The organism is Fretibacter rubidus (genome assembly GCF_041429785.1).
Taxonomy (GTDB): domain Bacteria; phylum Pseudomonadota; class Alphaproteobacteria; order Caulobacterales; family Maricaulaceae; genus Fretibacter; species Fretibacter rubidus.
On record NZ_CP163423.1, the window covers coordinates 40,494 to 56,954 of the forward strand.

At 51.2% G+C, this 16,461-nt stretch carries 17 protein-coding genes; 7 read left to right on the top strand and 10 right to left on the bottom strand.

Annotated elements, in window-relative coordinates; translation table 11 throughout:
• Positions 1 to 80 precede the first annotated feature (80 nt).
• Positions 81 to 1,466 carry a dihydrolipoyl dehydrogenase gene (gene lpdA / locus AB6B37_RS00200; RefSeq protein WP_371396878.1) on the top strand — a complete coding sequence of 462 codons (1,386 nt, stop codon included), beginning with the start codon at positions 81 to 83 and terminating at the stop codon, positions 1,464 to 1,466.
• A 121-nt stretch (positions 1,467 to 1,587) separates the two neighbouring features.
• Here the strand turns inward: lpdA and AB6B37_RS00205 are convergent, their stop codons facing one another.
• On the bottom strand, positions 1,588 to 2,358 hold the full coding sequence (locus AB6B37_RS00205) for a delta-class carbonic anhydrase (RefSeq protein ID WP_371398475.1): 771 nt from the start codon (positions 2,356 to 2,358) through the stop codon (positions 1,588 to 1,590).
• 223 nt (positions 2,359 to 2,581) lie between these two features.
• Entirely contained in the window at positions 2,582 to 3,163 is a 582-nt protein-coding gene (locus AB6B37_RS00210) for a DUF421 domain-containing protein (RefSeq protein WP_371396879.1), read from the bottom strand.
• 239 nt (positions 3,164 to 3,402) lie between these two features.
• Here AB6B37_RS00210 and lepA point away from each other — a divergent pair, with 239 nt between their 5' ends.
• From lepA to AB6B37_RS00240, 6 genes are all read left to right on the top strand, one after another.
• Positions 3,403 to 5,208, top strand: coding sequence for a translation elongation factor 4 (gene lepA / locus AB6B37_RS00215; RefSeq protein WP_371396880.1), 1,806 nt, complete (start codon positions 3,403 to 3,405; stop codon positions 5,206 to 5,208).
• Positions 5,209 to 5,689: 481 nt separating this feature from the next.
• The gene (locus AB6B37_RS00220; RefSeq protein ID WP_371396881.1) at positions 5,690 to 7,210 is read left to right on the top strand and encodes a TIR domain-containing protein; all 1,521 of its coding nucleotides are present in this window, start codon (positions 5,690 to 5,692) and stop codon (positions 7,208 to 7,210) included.
• 180 nt (positions 7,211 to 7,390) lie between these two features.
• Positions 7,391 to 8,032: a hypothetical protein gene (locus tag AB6B37_RS00225; RefSeq protein WP_371396882.1), complete on the top strand. Its 642-nt coding sequence runs from the start codon at positions 7,391 to 7,393 to the stop codon at positions 8,030 to 8,032.
• Between the two features lie 177 nt (positions 8,033 to 8,209).
• Positions 8,210 to 8,572 (top strand): DUF6249 domain-containing protein, encoded by a 363-nt coding sequence (locus AB6B37_RS00230; protein WP_371396883.1) that lies wholly within the window; start codon positions 8,210 to 8,212, stop codon positions 8,570 to 8,572.
• On the top strand, positions 8,523 to 9,089 hold the full coding sequence (locus AB6B37_RS00235) for an RNA polymerase sigma factor (RefSeq protein ID WP_371396884.1): 567 nt from the start codon (positions 8,523 to 8,525) through the stop codon (positions 9,087 to 9,089). The genes AB6B37_RS00230 and AB6B37_RS00235 overlap by 50 nt, the downstream gene beginning before the upstream one ends.
• Positions 9,082 to 9,462, top strand: a complete 381-nt coding sequence (locus tag AB6B37_RS00240; protein ID WP_371396885.1) for a hypothetical protein — start codon at positions 9,082 to 9,084, stop codon at positions 9,460 to 9,462. Before AB6B37_RS00235 ends, AB6B37_RS00240 begins: the two co-directional genes overlap by 8 nt.
• Positions 9,463 to 9,544: 82 nt before the next feature.
• Here AB6B37_RS00240 and AB6B37_RS00245 read toward each other — a convergent pair whose 3' ends face one another.
• The 8 genes from AB6B37_RS00245 to AB6B37_RS00280 all read right to left on the bottom strand — a co-directional run bounded on the left by AB6B37_RS00245 (position 9,545) and on the right by AB6B37_RS00280 (position 16,419).
• Positions 9,545 to 10,483: an electron transfer flavoprotein subunit alpha/FixB family protein gene (locus tag AB6B37_RS00245; protein WP_371396886.1), complete on the bottom strand. Its 939-nt coding sequence runs from the start codon at positions 10,481 to 10,483 to the stop codon at positions 9,545 to 9,547.
• A complete protein-coding gene (locus AB6B37_RS00250; RefSeq protein ID WP_371396887.1) occupies positions 10,483 to 11,232 on the bottom strand; it encodes an electron transfer flavoprotein subunit beta/FixA family protein in 750 nt (249 codons plus the stop codon). Before AB6B37_RS00250 ends, AB6B37_RS00245 begins: the two co-directional genes overlap by 1 nt.
• 135 nt (positions 11,233 to 11,367) lie before the next feature.
• A complete protein-coding gene (locus tag AB6B37_RS00255) occupies positions 11,368 to 12,102 on the bottom strand; it encodes a TMEM175 family protein (RefSeq protein WP_371396888.1) in 735 nt (244 codons plus the stop codon).
• A 7-nt stretch (positions 12,103 to 12,109) separates the two neighbouring features.
• A complete protein-coding gene (locus tag AB6B37_RS00260) occupies positions 12,110 to 12,685 on the bottom strand; it encodes a cob(I)yrinic acid a,c-diamide adenosyltransferase (RefSeq protein WP_371396889.1) in 576 nt (191 codons plus the stop codon).
• Between the two features lie 18 nt (positions 12,686 to 12,703).
• Positions 12,704 to 12,910 carry an HIG1 domain-containing protein gene (locus AB6B37_RS00265; protein WP_371396890.1) on the bottom strand — a complete coding sequence of 69 codons (207 nt, stop codon included), beginning with the start codon at positions 12,908 to 12,910 and terminating at the stop codon, positions 12,704 to 12,706.
• Positions 12,911 to 12,968: 58 nt separating this feature from the next.
• On the bottom strand, positions 12,969 to 14,006 hold the full coding sequence (locus AB6B37_RS00270; RefSeq protein WP_371396891.1) for a Rieske 2Fe-2S domain-containing protein: 1,038 nt from the start codon (positions 14,004 to 14,006) through the stop codon (positions 12,969 to 12,971).
• Positions 14,007 to 14,015: 9 nt separating this feature from the next.
• Positions 14,016 to 14,822, bottom strand: coding sequence for a tRNA glutamyl-Q(34) synthetase GluQRS (gluQRS, locus tag AB6B37_RS00275; protein WP_371396892.1), 807 nt, complete (start codon positions 14,820 to 14,822; stop codon positions 14,016 to 14,018).
• Positions 14,823 to 14,928: 106 nt separating this feature from the next.
• Positions 14,929 to 16,419: a Do family serine endopeptidase gene (locus AB6B37_RS00280; protein WP_371396893.1), complete on the bottom strand. Its 1,491-nt coding sequence runs from the start codon at positions 16,417 to 16,419 to the stop codon at positions 14,929 to 14,931.
• Between the last annotated feature and the right edge of the window lie 42 nt (positions 16,420 to 16,461).

Here is a 16,461-nt window from a genome sequence, read left to right on the forward strand (position 1 = left end):
AGCGGCGGCGGTGGTTGACCCAACCCGCCAGCGCGCCTACATGTTGGTCAGAATTTTGACTTCAAAAAGAGAGCGCAATCATGTCTGACACTTACGATATCATTATCATCGGCGGCGGCCCGGGCGGTTATAATTGCGCCATTCGCGCGGGACAATTGGGCCTGAAAGTCGCCTGTGTCGAGACGCGTAAAACGCTCGGCGGGACATGCCTGAACGTCGGTTGTATCCCGTCCAAAGCCCTGCTGCATTCCACTGAAATGCTAGAGACGGCACAACAGGACTTTGAGGGCATGGGACTCACGGGCGAGGTCGGCTTTGACCTTAAAAAAATGATGGCGGCCAAAGAAAAAACCGTTGAGGGTCTGACGTCTGGCATTGAATATCTGTTTAACAAAAACAAGGTCGAGCACATCACCGGCTTTGGTAAGATCGTTGATGCAACCACGGTAGACGTGGACGGTAAAACGCTAAAGACGAAAAATATCGTAATCGCTACAGGGTCCGAAGTGGCGACCCTACCGGGTGTCGATATCAATGAGACAACCATTGTGTCCTCCACAGGCGCGCTAGAGCTATCCAAAGTGCCGGGCAAATTGCTGGTGATTGGCGGCGGCGTCATCGGACTAGAGCTAGGCTCTGTCTGGCGGCGTTTGGGGTCCGAGGTGACCGTGGTCGAATATCTCGATCACATCATGCCCGGCATGGACAATGAGGTGCAAAAGCAAGCGCTGCGCATTTTCAAAAAACAAAAGGTCAAGTTTGAGCTTTCACGCAAAGTGACAGGCGTGACAAAATCCAAAGGCGGATTGAAAGTCGCGACCGAGGCCTCCGCTGGCGGCAAGCCCAAAGACATTGACGCCGATGTCGTACTGGTTTGTATTGGCCGCCGTCCGTTCACCAATAATTTGGGCCTAGATGCGGCAGGTGTGAAAACCGACAAGCGCGGCTTTATTGAAACCGATCATTATAAAACATCTGTGCCTGGCATTTGGGCGGTAGGCGATTGCACGCACGGCCCAATGCTGGCCCATAAGGCCGAGGACGAAGGCGTCGCGGCCGCAGAATTAATTGCGGGCAAAGCCGGCCATGTGAATTACGACGTCATTCCCGGCGTGGTCTATACCGCGCCTGAAATTGCCTCTGTGGGTAAAACCGAAGAAGAGCTTAAAGAGGCGGGCATCCCCTATAAAAAGGGCAAGTTCCCCTTCACGGCCAATTCGCGTGCACGGGCCAATCACCAAACCGACGGCTTTGTCAAAATCCTGGCTCATGCCGAAACGGACGAAATCCTCGGCGGGCATATTATCGGTGCCAATGCAGGGGACCTTATCGCAGAGCTTTGTGTCGCTATGGAGTTCCGCGCAAGCAGTGAGGACGTCGCCAGAACCTGCCACGCCCACCCCACCATCACCGAAGCCGTCCGCCAAGCCGCCATGGACGTCGAAGGCTGGACGATGCAGATGTAGGGTTGGGGCAAATGTAATTGGGGTTTTCAAACCCCATTATAAAATCAAAACAAAAAGCCCGCTGCATCTCTACGGCGGGCTTTTCTCGTCCTAAGGGGAGGGACGTTATAGGGGCCAGTGTTTACTCAATCGGTGACAGCAGTTCTGGCGCTGTGACCAATTGGCGGACGCCGTGGGACTTTGTCTCGTTAAAGACGTTCCCTGATTCCGCCCAGCGGTGTAGAGAGCTGATGTCAACACGTGCACAGCTTGGGCGTACGGACCATGTCACGCTCAGCGCTGAACAGGTTGATTGGTCATAGCTTGGACCAGTTGTGGAACCGCGAAATATCACAGGCGTTCCTGTATCAGACGGAATCATTTTGGCTTGATGCTTACCGTCGACCATATTGCCGCCGTAGGCCATCTTGGTGAAATCAAGCGCATTTTCGGGGTCGTTCACGACAAGGAAGACTTGGGCTTCCACGCGCAGTAGCGGGTCTGTACAGGTTTCAGACAAACAAGAGCCAAGGCCTTCGCCCGGTGTGATGTCACATGATGTATGCACCCAGTGCACCTCTATCGTGTCGCCCGGCTTCACGCCTTTGTAAGCGCCAAGACCTTGGTACGGGTCCATCAATTCGAAATCGGTCAAAGTGTCCGTGTCGTTACACGCGTAACCGCCGCTGTCTGTGTCATTAACAAACACGCTAAAGCCTGGGCCTTTGTGCTCGGCATTTGTGTGTGTGTGGATGTTACACAGGTTCAGTTCTGACGCTTCAGGCGCCATGGTAAACTCGACCGTGTTGAGGCCAATTTTGGAGCTGATGTCGCGCGGCGTTTGCGGGCCCGCATCAAGGCAAAGCTCGGCCACTGTTTCTTTCATCGCATCAGACATCTCAGCTTCGGCCATGTCATTGTCTGCCATGTCTGTTGTGTCAGTCGTGCTGGCACAGGCCGCAAGTAGGGCCGCTGTTGCTGCCATTCCAATGTAAAATTTACGCATATCTCTTCCTTTTATGTTGCCGGCTTTTGTCGCACCATTATTTATCATACGCGTCATTTAGAGCATTTAGATGCATTGGCGAAATATATAATAACTATGGGAGGTATAGGTTTAAACTATGGCCTGAGCGCTATGACTTTGGCCTCTGCGTAAGTCGTTCATACCCGATGACACCTTTGAAAATGTCAGGTGAAATGTCTTTGACATTATTGGTATGTATCACGGACACATCGCCAGTTGTTTCGGCAATAACAGCGATGATTTGATTAAAATGAAAGACGTTAGCTTCGCGCAATTTTGCATATAGATCCTCGCGCGATATTTTGGCTTTGCGCATTTGGTCATGCTGTATGGCGTCGCCAACCATAATCATTCGGGCTTTATTGCTCATAAGCGTTTCAAAGCGATTGGAACGCTGCCTGATAGTCGCGACAATTAACTGCACGGCAAAGACGATAGTGAGGGTGATGAGGCCTTGGCCCACACTGGGGTCTTCGGCCATGACTATGCCCGCGAATATAGAGCCAATCGACACGGTTACGGCAAAATCAAAGCCGCTCATTTTGGAAAAACTGCGAATGCCGCCAATCCGCGTCAGGGCAATAAGCCCAATATAGACGCAGATAACGGTAATAAAAATTGGCAAGACTTTGGCGGGTTCAACAAATAGCCAGTCTTTCAAATCCACTGGCAAACCCATTGGCAAATCCATTAGGACTTATCCTGTTCAGCCGAGCGTAGCAGCGTCTTGATGGAATATGATAAAATGGCGGCGGCAATGGTGCGTGTAATAAAGCGCATAAAATTCTCCTATGTGTGCCAAACCTACGCATGAATGCTTTACGGGGTTCCAATTTGGCGTATTGGCCCGACAGCCCCGCGCCAATAACTCGCAGCTAGAGCTGTGCAATCGCGCTTGCGTTTTGCGGGGTTTCACCTAGATATCATCCCATGAGCACGAACCAGAACAATATCCGGAACTTTTCCATTGTGGCGCATATTGACCACGGTAAATCGACCTTGGCCGACCGGCTTATCCAATATACGGGCGGGCTGACCGACCGTGAAATGTCCGAACAAGTGCTGGACAATATGGATATTGAAAAAGAGCGCGGTATCACCATCAAAGCACAGACCGTGCGGTTGGAGTACAAAGCAGACGACGGCCAAACCTATATTCTGAATTTGATGGATACGCCGGGCCATGTGGATTTTGCCTATGAAGTCTCGCGCTCGCTCGCGGCGTGTGAAGGCTCTCTGCTGGTGGTGGATGCCTCCCAAGGGGTCGAGGCGCAGACGCTGGCCAATGTCTATCAAGCGATAGAGCATGACCACGAAATTGTGCCGATCCTCAATAAAATTGACCTACCCGCGGCAGAACCCGAAGCCATTCGCCAGCAGATTGAAGACGTCATCGGTATTGACGCATCGGACGCTGTACTGGCGTCGGCCAAATCGGGCATCGGGATTAAAGAAACGCTGGAAGCCATTGTCACGCGCTTGCCCGCCCCCGCGACAGGGGATCCTACCGCGCCGTTAAAAGCAATGCTGGTCGATGCGTGGTATGATACCTATATGGGCGTGGTTGTGTTATTCCGCGTTATGGAAGGCACGCTGAAAAAAGGCATGCGCATCCGCACAATGAACACGGGCGCGAATTATGTCGTCGACAAAGTCGGCGTGTTTAAACCCAAAGCCACCGACGTCGTAGAGATTGGCCCCGGCGAAGTCGGCTTTTTCACAGGCTCTATTAAAGAAGTCGCGGACGCCGCCGTGGGCGATACCATCACAGAGGAAAAACGCCCGACCGCCACAGCGATGGGCGGCTTTAAACCCGCTCAACCCGTTGTGTTTTGTGGCATCTTCCCGGTCGATGCCGCCGATTTTGAAGACTTGCGCGCCGCTATGGGCCGCCTGCGTCTCAATGATGCGAGCTTTAGTTACGAGATGGAAACATCCGCCGCCCTTGGCTTTGGCTTTCGCTGCGGCTTCCTCGGCCTGCTGCATTTGGAGATTATCCAAGAACGGCTGGAGCGCGAATTTAATCTTGACCTAATCACGACGGCGCCCAGCGTGGTCTATACGCTGGCGATGACCGACGGCACAGAGATGCAGTTGCATAACCCCGCCGATATGCCCGACATTATGAAGATCGAACATATCGCAGAGCCCTGGATTAAGTGCCAGATTATGACGCCTGATGATTATCTCGGCGGCATCCTAAAGCTCTGCCAAGATCGCCGCGGTATCCAAACGGGTCTGTCCTATGTCGCGGGTCGCGCCATGGTGGAATATGAATTACCGCTCAATGAGGTCGTATTTGATTTTTATGACCGCTTAAAATCTGTGTCCAAAGGCTATGCCAGTTTTGATTACCAAGCAATCGGTACGCGCGAAGGCAATCTGGTCAAGCTTAGCATTCTGGTGAACGGCGATCCGGTTGATGCGCTCTCTATGCTCGTGCACCGCGACCGCGCGGAAGTGCGCGGGCGGCAAATGTGTGAACGCCTGAAAGACCTCATCCCGCGCCATCTGTTTAAAATCCCGGTCCAAGCGGCCATTGGCGGCAAAGTCATTGCGCGCGAAACTATTGCCGCCATGCGCAAAGACGTAACCGCCAAATGTTACGGCGGCGACGCCTCGCGTAAACGCAAGCTTCTGGATAAACAGAGAAAGGGTAAAAAACGCATGCGCCAATTCGGCAGCGTAGAAATCCCCCAAGAGGCCTTCATCGCCGCATTGAAGATGGATGATTAATCATTGAAAAACCCGCTTGAGCGCAGCGAGGGCGGTAGGGTTTTTCAATGCAGAAAAGTAATCAGCTCTGCCCGCTGTCTGTGCAACAGACGTCAGGGGACGACTCTTTTTTCGACGGCAGCGAAGGCGGTAGGGTTTTTCAATGCGAAGAAACTAGAGAACAATCGCTGGCTTTTTCAAAATGGGGGTTTATCCTCATTGCAGACATTAGCTCAGTGTCAATATCCCCATTTCGAACGAAGAACTAAGACTGATTTATACCGAATTACGGTGTAAAGTGAAAATTGATCATCACATATATAAATCAAACGTCACACCGTTCATTTATGTGAGTATCAGGCAGGCATGTAGGTAATTTGAGTTTATGAGGGCATCTAAGAAATGAGGCCCTTCAGAAAGAATAGCGTAGATTGAACGTCAGCACTATTTTATAAAAAAATTTGATATTGTTAACACAAGAAACACTAAGTAAACTCAACGCATGTCAACTAAGAACGATATTTTTCTAGCGTACAAGGTAGAAGAACAAGATGCTGCCAAGCGGTTGGCGGAAGCATTAAGTCGCTATGACTTACGTCCTTGGTTCGCCGCTAACTTATTAGCAGGACAGACTTACGAGGATGAAATATTTTCAGTAATAGATAATAGCTCTGTTGCAATAGTTCTATGGTCAAAACTATCGGTTGAAAGCCCGTGGGTTCGGGCGGAAGCAAATCATGCATTTACTCAGGGCAAGCTAATTCCCGTTAGCCTCGATGGGACTTTACCACCGCCGCTCTATCGTGGCCTCCAAACACTGGACTTGTCAAAGTGGGCTGAGGAAGAAGGACTAGAACTACCAGAAGTCTTATTAAAATCGCTCGAGAGTGCCATTGGAAAAAAGATATCTGAACAAAAAATTCCAGAAAAAATCGCTAAAAACAGAATTGAAGAAGGAATTAAAGAGGCAGAGTTTTGGACAACAGTTTCAAGAAGTCGTATCCAGAGCATCGCCGAATACGAACATTACCTCAGAGAATATGGAGATAGTGCTCAATGGGCGGATTTTGCAGAGATTAGAATAAAGGAACTTCGGGAACTAAAGAAAAGGCCAATTAGTAAAAAGTTTGTGGCTATTCTCGGCACGTTGGCACTATTAGCGACGATTGCTGGACCCATAGTTGCGCTATATATATCTAGAAGCGTTTCGACAAAAATCACAGTGCCTGACAAAGAGTCAGAAGTTACAACCGAAAGCCCAATATCTTCTCCTACGGAGCTGAAAGACCGGGTCGATACACAAGCCCCATTAAAAGAGAAAACGGATAAAACAAGCACTACATCAGAAATCAGCAATAATGTCGATAAAACGATCTCAGATGAAGATACCAATAATGAACTCAATCCAAATTCAGAAGATTTGGGGTTAACCGATAAGTTAAACGTATCTGATCTAATCTCGGACAATCAATGGAGTACATTTGCCCTAGAAGACTTCAAACCAATTATTCGCAATGTAGATCTCAGGGACCTCACTTCAGTAGCGGATGCTGGCTCTCTTGACGCGATGGCGCTTACAGGGCTTGCACATCATCTCAGCTTTTTTCCTGAAACCGATCATGGACTAGAATTGAGAAACTATACGCAACCAGCATGTGATAGGGGACATGCGCGCGCATGTAGTTTGGTAGCATGGCATTACAGAACTGGAATTTCATATCCCAAAAATCAAAAACTTGCATATGATAATTACGAAAAAGCATGTGACTTAGGCGCATTAGTTGGCTGCAACTACAAAGCCGTTCGATACCGTATGGGATGGGGTGGCGTCCAAAAAAACGTCCAATATGCAGCTAAAGAATTTGAAGAATTATGTAATAAAAATGTAGTCTGGTCATGTATCAATCTGGCTGAAATGTGGGGCAGCAACGAATTGGGTGAAATCAATCTTGAAAATGGTCAAGTGTATCTAGATAAAGCTTGCAAACTTGGGACTTGTGTCAGCTATACTACGAGTAATTAGAGTCCCAAAATTATTCGTTAATGTTCGCTGCCGTGGCCTTCTCCGACTAAAATCGACCCACGGGATCGATTTTCAGGCTGCGCCTAACGTCTTCTAAGCCCCCCAAGCGCCCAGCGAAACATTAATCCCCCCCATCACAAATCCTCCTCCCCCTCTTTCACTCCGTGCGACTGTCACGTCATGTCATCCATCGCACTTATCATACCGCAGCTTCGTATCTTGTTCACGACCTTAACCGACGCGCTTTTAGAGGCTGATTTACGGTCAAATAGAGCGCACCGCCTTGTGCGGGATATAGCGCGTGTGGCACGGATGATTATGTCGGGCGAGGTGTGGCTTTATCAAATGCGGGTGAAGGCGGCGATGCTATCTGACCCCGCGCGCCGGGCGCAGGTAATCTCCGCGCTTGGTGGTTATGCGGGGCTGATGAGATGGAATGCGCGTTACTTAGCAGGCACACCCGAGGCCGTTGACGTGGCTGAAACGGGGCATAAAACTTCACGGCCTATCCCGAAAACCCCAAACCCTTCCACCTGTCAATTTCGTCTTCCGCCGCTGCCGCGCGCGACGTCAAAACGCCACTTCCGAGAGCCGCGTGACAAGCCCTACACATTTAAGAACCCGTTTAAGGCCCCTATCATTGTCACTGTCGTTGAACTTATCGGGCGATCAGAGCTATCAGAGACAGCGCGCGAGACGGGGGCAAATACAGATAATGCGCGGTCCGCCCCCTTAAACATGCCGCCTGAAAACCCCGCGCCGAAAAACACCACGCCTAAACATACGCCGCCGACACCTTTGCCGCCTTCTGTGCCGCCCTAAACCCTATACATTGTTAAATGCCTTGCTCCCGCTGTCCAAGCGGGAGGCCAATGACGCATGGTTGGTTAAACATTAAACGCTTGGAAAATCTCTTCAAAAATTAAATTTATAGATTTGCATCCAAATCCCTCGGTCATACCGTCTTATCTGTATAACCCAACAAAAGGAGATTTGGTTATGGAAGAGATTGTAGTTCCCATCGCATTGTTTTCAATTATCCCAGTCATTGTGGGCTTGGTGGTCTTTAATCGCCGCAAAGCCCAAGAAGCGATGAGCGAGGTCATCAAAGAGATTGTGTCAAAAGGCGAGCCGTTAACGCCAGAGATTGTTCAGTCTTTGGGTGTACGGCAGAAACCAAAACACGCCGATTTGCGCACGGGCCTCATCCTGATTGCGATTGGTATTGCAACGATTTTTCTGGGCGGTGCCATCCCCGAAGACGAGGCGCAAACTGTGTTCGGTGGCCTTGCTATGTTCCCGATTTTAGTCGGTGCGGTGCTGGTCGGACTATGGGCCTTTATCGGCCGTAAATCGGACTAGCGTCATATCCGACCGCCTGATATTTGAAGCGATCGTCCGCACCCATCAGGGTGCGGTGCGGGCTTTCCTGCGGCGGTTGACGGGCAATCATGCGCTGGCCGATGATTTGGCGCAGGATTGTTTCATGCGGGCTCTGTCCCATATGAATGATTTACAAGATCCGACTAAGGCGAAAGCGTGGTTATTCACCACCGCCTACCGCATTTTTATTGATCATTACCGCAAGACAAAACGGCGCGCAGACCTAACGCCCAATCCCAATATATTCAGCCCCGATATATCCCATGCTGTGCCAAGCGCGGGACTAGGGTTGGATCTGTCAAAGGCGATGGCGGATTTGTCCCCTGATATGCGGGCGTGCCTCATGCTCGTGCTATCAGAAGGGCTGACCCATGCTGAGGCTGCGGGCGTGACTGGCTTACCCTTGGGCACCGTAAAATCCCATATTGCGCGGGGACGAAAGACACTGCAAACTGCGCTAAGCGCCTATTTAGAGAAGGCAGACAATAATGCATAAAAACGCGATTGATGAATTTCTATCTGACTATACTACCCCCGTGGATGACGGCGGGTTTACCGCGCTCATCATGGCCAAGGCAGACGCAGAGGTTGCCCGTATCGCCCGATTGCGTCGACGGATTATCAACGGCGCTTTTTTTATCGGCGGGCTAACCGCGGCTGTGCAAATGCCGAAATTATGGGGGCTGCTTGCGGGTCTAAATCTACCCACGGTGAGCCTTCCAAATATTACTCTGCCAAATATTACTTTTGTAGATGCATACATGCTCGACGCGGGCGTGATAAGTTCAAATATCAGCTATACTGTCGTGGCCAGTCTTGTCGTTGCGGCCTTTACACTCTGGATACTCGCCGCAGATCAATTGGGGTAAGTGGGGCTAAGACTTATCCAATAAAAAACCCCGCCCAAGAGATTGATCAAAGGCGGGGTGTCATGATTTAAATAGGCGGGTTTTAGTAACCCGCTTTGCCCAGTTCCGCTTCCAGTTCTGGTAACGCTTTGAACAAATCGGCGACAAGGCCGTAATCCGCGACTTGGAAGATTGGGGCTTCTTCGTCTTTGTTAATGGCGGCGATGACTTTACTATCTTTCATCCCTGCCAAATGCTGGATGGCGCCGGAAATACCAACGGCGATATAAAGCTCTGGCGCGACGGCTTTACCCGTTTGCCCGACCTGATAATCATTGGGGACAAAGCCCGCATCAACGGCGGCGCGCGACGCACCCACGGCGGCGCCCAACTGGTCGGCGATACGGTCAATCATGGCAAAGTTTTCGCCGTTGCCCATTCCACGTCCACCAGAGATAACAATTTTGGCAGCGGTCAATTCGGGGCGGTCTGATTTGGACAATTCTTCGCCGACAAATTCAGCCTTAAACGGACCAGAGGGATCCGCAATCGTCTCGATTGACGCAGAACCGCCTTCGCCTGCTGCCGCAAATGCTGTAGTCCGCACAGTGACAACCTGTTTCGGGTCGTTGGATTTGACAAAGGCCATGGCGTTACCCGCATAAATCGGACGCTCGAAAACATCGCCGTCAATACCGGTGACAGAGCTGATTTGTTGGACGTCTAATTTGGCAGCAATTCGCGGCATGTAGTTTTTATGCGTCGTCGTATCAGCGGCCAAAACGGCATCGTAATCCCCCATCAAAGGCACGATGACTTTTTCCATGCTTTCTGCGAGTTGGCGGCGCAAACTTTCGTGGTCACAGGCAATCACCTTGCGCACGCCGTCGATTTTCGCGGCCGCAGCAGAGACATCTTTTACGCCTTTACCCGCGACAAGGATATCCACATCGCCGCCCATGGCTTTCGCCGCAGTCACAGTTTTGTGGGTCGCGTCCTTCAACTCTTCATTATTATGTTCAGCAACAACAAGAATGGCCATTAGATTACTCCTGCTTCGTTTTTCAATTTATCAACCAATGTCGCAACGTCTTCGACTTTGATGCCAGCTTCGCGTTTTGGTGGCTCTGTCACTTTAATCGTGGTCAAGCGTGGGGCCGTATCAACGCCGTAATCGGCGGGGGTTTTCGCCTCAATCGGCTTTTTCTTCGCCTTCATGATATTAGGCAGCGACGCATAACGCGGCTCATTCAGGCGCAGGTCAGTGGTAACTACGGCGGGCAGTTCCGTTTTGACAGTCTGCAGACCACCATCGACTTCGCGCACGACAACCAATCCTCCGTCTTTGGCTTCTACTGTGTTGGCAAATGTGCCTTGCGGCCAATCCAATAGGGCTGCGAGCATGGAGCCCGTTGCGCCGTAATCATTATCAATCGCTTGCTTGCCAAGAATGATCAAATCAGAGCCTTCTGCCTCTGCGACTTGCTTGAGGATTTTGGCGACCGCTAGCGGCTCTAAATCCTCATCCGTGGTAATGTGAACGCCGCGTTCTATACCCATAGCGAGCGCTGTGCGGATTGTTTCTTGAGCTTTCGCGGGGCCGATGGAGACCACAACAGTTTCCGTCGCTGTGCCGGCCTCTTGCATGCGCACGGCTTGCTCGACAGAGATTTCGTCAAACGGGTTCATCGACATTTTGACGTTGGACAGGTCAACACCGCTTTGGTCAGATTTGACCCGGGCTTTGACGTTGTAATCAAGCACGCGCTTGACAGGAACGAGGACTTTCATTGGGTTCTCCACTTTTTATCCATGATAGGCTTTTATTCTGGCTCTCATATGCGGCACGGAGCCGCGAATTACAAGGTCACTCGCCTGAGTTTTTATGCAACGAATTGCATATTGCGGTGAATTAGGAGGGTGTTTCTAATTCGCCTGTTTGACTTTATCCGGGTGGATTTTATTCGCGAGCCCATAAGGCAGAAAGGTCAAAAATAGCAAAGCGCCCGCCATACCGTTTAATATTGTGAAATAGGCAACCAAAGCGACAAAAGTCGCCAAAAGCGCAAGGCCGTAACGCGTGAAAATCTCGCGCTTCGTCACAGTTATCTCGTAATCGGATAATTGCAGTAGCTCTCTATTTTTCAGTGCGTGACGATACATCAGGGCGAGAAGAAAATGCGCAATGGCATAGGCTGTCGCGAAATAGGTGATGATGATACCCGATGTATCAAAATCCATAATGCCTAGCTCATACATCATCTGGCCATTACCAAGTTGCATCATAATAAAGGCAAAAAGACTGTCGAAGGCAAAACGCAAAGGGTAGGCCATATAAAGCACGACAAATATCAGCGCGGCATTAATGAAAATTATGCGATTATCGGCAACACCGTAGCGGCGAAAAAATGTGAAATGGCCGTGCCAGATACCTAAAAGGACAGAGAACCCTGCTGCGACGGGAATGATGGAAAATAAAAACCGTCCCAAATCTTGAAAGGTCTGCGGTGTGCCGCTGCCCGCGACGAGCATGGACAGCGCCAAAGCAAAGGCAATATCGGACAGGTTTTCAATGCGGGTGACGGCCTGCCCGCGCCAGTTGAAATTGGGGTCATGATCAAGCCCCAAACCTTCGGATTTAATTAATTCGCCCCGTATCATACCGTCCCTATCGGTTTGCCCCTGGCACCCATTTCACGTCCATTGCGCCTTGGTTATTACACCACCGAGACGCCACGAATAAAAAATCAGATAGACGGTTCAGATATGTCAAAGCATGGGGGTTGACCGCAACGTCTTTAGATAAGGCCACGGTCACGCGTTCAGCGCGGCGGCAAACTGTGCGCGCTTGATGCAAATAAGCCGCAGGGGGAGAGCCGCCCGGCAACACAAAACTGGTGAGCGGTTCGAGATCGGCGTTAAGGGCGTCAAGTTCTGTCTCTAGCCGTGTTGGCTGCGCGCCCACTATACGAAGCGCATATTCACTATCGGCGTCTCCCGGTTTGGGTAGGGGGGTCGCAAGGTCGGCGCCCAAGTCAAATAGGTCATTTTGAATACGCGATAATGTCGCGTCTAAATTTTGGTTTTGTAAGTGCAGACGCACAATGCCGATGACGCTGTTAAGCTCGTCCACATCCCCGTAAGCGCGCACGCGCATGTCGTCTTTTGACACGCGTGAGCCGTCCACCAACCCTGTGGAGCCGTCATCGCCGGTGCGGGTGTAAATTTTATTGAGCTTGACCATGGTTGATTTCGCCTGCGCTTATGCGCCGCCGTTTTTGACATAAAGCGTCAGAAATAAAAGCCCGATCGCGACAAATTGGCCAAAGACGCGGCGTTGCATCCATTTATTAGAGGCCACCCGTGTCTCGGCGGTTTTGCCGCCCATGGCTTTGGCCCCCATGATTAACGTTAGTAAGACCCACCCCACAGCGAGGCCCGTTAAAATCCATAAAATCGTCAGTAACATAAATAATCCTTTGTCTATTCCTTATACGCGTAGCCCGCCGATAGGGTGCAAAATAATTTTAACTCTTCCAGTGTAATGTCTTGGCTTTGACGGGATTGACGAAATCTCGCCCGTCAGCCTTTGATGCCGCCCATTCTTTCTTTAGCGCCTGATACCATTTGGCTTGTGTATCGGCATCCTCAATCAGCATGAGATTAGGGTCAAATTTCAAGCCCATCTGTTGCAAGTCCACCATATCCGCATCTTGGCGCAAAAACTTGCGCGCGCCCATTTTCAAGATGGGTTTTAAAAGGCGGATGGTGAGAATATCTGTGAAAAAGACTTGGCGAATATGGGTGCGGGTCGCGTCAATCGGGGTCACTGCGGTAAAGGACAAAAGCGTTTTATCGCCAACCTTGATGTTCTCCGTACGGATGCCCGGCAGGCGGAATGTAATCTCTGTCACAGGTGTCCCGCCGAGTAGCTTATAGGCAAATGAATTGGACGACGGGCTATGTGGGGCCATGGCAAAACCGCGCTCGCGGGGCTCAAATGCTTTGGATTTTGCATGCATAGATTTGGCTGACCGCCACCACCATTGACGGTGGACATAGGGGCCGTGGGCCGGATCCATTAATCCAATGACGGCATGATCGACATGACAGTTCAGCGTTAGCGCGTCGCTCATCAGGGCTTTGCGATTGGCAAAATCAAAGCGCGGGGGATCAATGGGCGGCGTGCCTGAAAAACGTTTATCAGAGGATAAATAAACCCAGATTAGCGCGCCGTTCTCGACCGTTGGGAAATGGCGGACTTTGATACGCGTTGTGTCCATCGCTTGCGCCTCAGTCAGGGCAGGGATGTCTGTGCAAGCGCCGTCAGAGACGCCAAATTTCCAGCCGTGATAGGGGCATTCAACCGCGTCATCAATGATACGCCCCGCGGACAGCGGTGCGGCGCGGTGGGGGCAAATATCGCGCAAAGCAAAGACGATACCGTCGCGTTTTCGACCCAAAGTGATCGGCTCTCCCGCAATCACAACGCGGATGAGGTCTCCCGTTTTGATATCGGATGACAGCCCAGCGAAATACCAGATATCTTGAACAAAATCACTCATGCCAATGCCTTAACGGATTACACCGCTGCTGACCATATCAAACACATGCTTTGGGGTTTTGCCTGCAGCCCGTAAAGACCGAATGGTGGTATCAAAATTTCGCTTGGATAGTTTTTTGCCGTCATCCCCCATCAGGAGGCCGTGATGATAATAGCGCGGTGTATCCCATCCCATCAGCCGTTGGATGAGCACATGAATATCGGTCTGATCCGATAAATCACGTCCACGCACGATATGGGATATGCCTTGGATATGGTCATCATGGGTGACGGCAATATGGTAGCTCGTGCCGATATCTTTGCGGGCCAGAACAATGTTGCCGTGACGGCTGGGATCGGATGATTTCAAGACGTCATTATCATAATATTGCACGGTGAAATTTTCGCCGAGGGCTGTCTTAGCTGCCGCCATGGATAGGCGCCATGCAAAGGGTTTGGCTACTGAGGGGAAGGCGTCTTCCTCTGTTTTGGACAGTGGTTTATTGGGGCCAAAATAGGGACCGTTGGGCAACTCACGACGTGTTTTATAACAGCGGTAAATCAGGTCTTTTTCGCGCAAGGCTTCTATCACACTTGCATAATCTGAAAGATGCTCTGATTGCACGCGAACTGGCGTGGGCCACGAAAAACCCAACCAGGCAAGGTCCTCATATATCGCGTCGATAAAAGCGGGCCTGCAGCGCGTATGATCGATATCTTCAATGCGTAAGAGACAGCTGCCACCTTGTTTGGCCGCAAAATCAAACGCTTCGCGCGCGGCCAAAGCATGGCCAAAATGCAAATATCCAGTAGGGGACGGGGCGAAGCGGGTTAACATAGGCGCAGACTATCAGTTCATGCCGCGCGGGGGAATGGCTTAGACCCGCATCAAAAAAAGGCCCCCGAAGAGACGAGGGCCTTTGAATTTTAGAAAAGAGGTGAGCCTAGCGCACCGCCATAAATGTTGTCTGGCCATTGCGTTCCACGGTAAGGGCTATCGCCCCGTCTTTGTCGCGTATCGCGTCTTCAAAGTCGGATAGATCAGCGACAGAGCTGCGGTCAACTTCGCGGATGATATCACCGCGCGCAAGGCCCGCGCGGGCGGCTTTCGAACCGCGTGTGACGTTAGAGACATAAACGCCTTCGTCACCGCCGCGTGTTTTTACGCTCTCTGGGATATCGGTTAGTGTTGCGCCGGAAAAGCTCTCCATAGCGGGAATATCCTCAGCCGCGTCCGCTGTTAGAACGTCGCGGTCTTCTTCCTCGACCATCTCCACATCAATGCGGGTCGTGCGGCGTTTGCCGTCGCGCAGATATGTGATGCTGGCGCGCTCGCCTGGCTCGACATAGCTAACCGCGTTGCGAATATCAGAGGAGTCGATAATTCGCTCATTATTAAACTCAACAATGATGTCGCCGTCTTTGAGGCCGGCTTTATCAGCGGGGCTATCGTCAACAACGTTGCTAACGAGCGCACCGTCTGATGTTGATAAATCAAGGGCTTCGCGCAGGTCAGGCGTAATGTTTTGGATAAGGACACCAATGCGGCCGCGCCGCACTTCGCCGTTTTCAATTAATTGTCCCATCACTGATTTTGCCATGCGCGCGGGCACAGCAAAACCGATGCCGTTATTCCCGCCAGAGCGGGACACGATCGCCGTGTTAATGCCGATTAATTCACCTTTGGAATTAATGAGCGCGCCGCCGGAATTTCCCGGATTAATCGAGGCATCCGTTTGGATAAAATCTTGATATTGGTCGGCGCTGCGGCGGCCAAATTCACGGCCCTTGGCCGAGACAATTCCTTGGGTGACCGTATGGCCAAGGCCAAAGGGATTACCAATGGCAACGGTGTAATCGCCAACTTTGACGCTTTCGCTATCGGCAAAAGGTATCGCTTTGAGGCCAGAGGCTTTGACTTTCAACACGGCAATATCGGTTTGGCTATCAGAGCCGACAAGTTCGGCCTCAAGCTCGCGGCGGTCTTGCAGGACGACGAAAATCTCGTCCGCGTCTTTGATCACGTGGTGATTGGTCACGATATAGCCGTCCCCCGCATCGACAATCACGCCAGATCCGATGGAGTTGCGCCGTGTGCCCAAATCCTCATCACTCTCATCATCACTGTCGCTACCACTATCTGGACGCATCCCTTCAGGAAGCTCGCCAAAGAAACGTTCCAGCATATCCATTTGCGCCGAGGAGCCGCGCCGAGACCGGTTGGTGATTTTGACGGCAGTTTCAATGCTGACCACGGCTGGTGTGACGCGTTCCAAAAGCGGCGCCATGGTGAGGACACCGCGACTATCAACGGTTAAGGCCTGGCTGTCACCGCCGCGCAGGAAAGACTGCGCGTCCGCTGACGGGCTGTTGATTGTGGCGGTGCCAATAATCATCGCGACGCTGGCTGTGCCGAGTAAGAGTAATTTACGCATGGCGTGTCCTTTGTTGTTTATGTCCGAGACGTTACGGATATT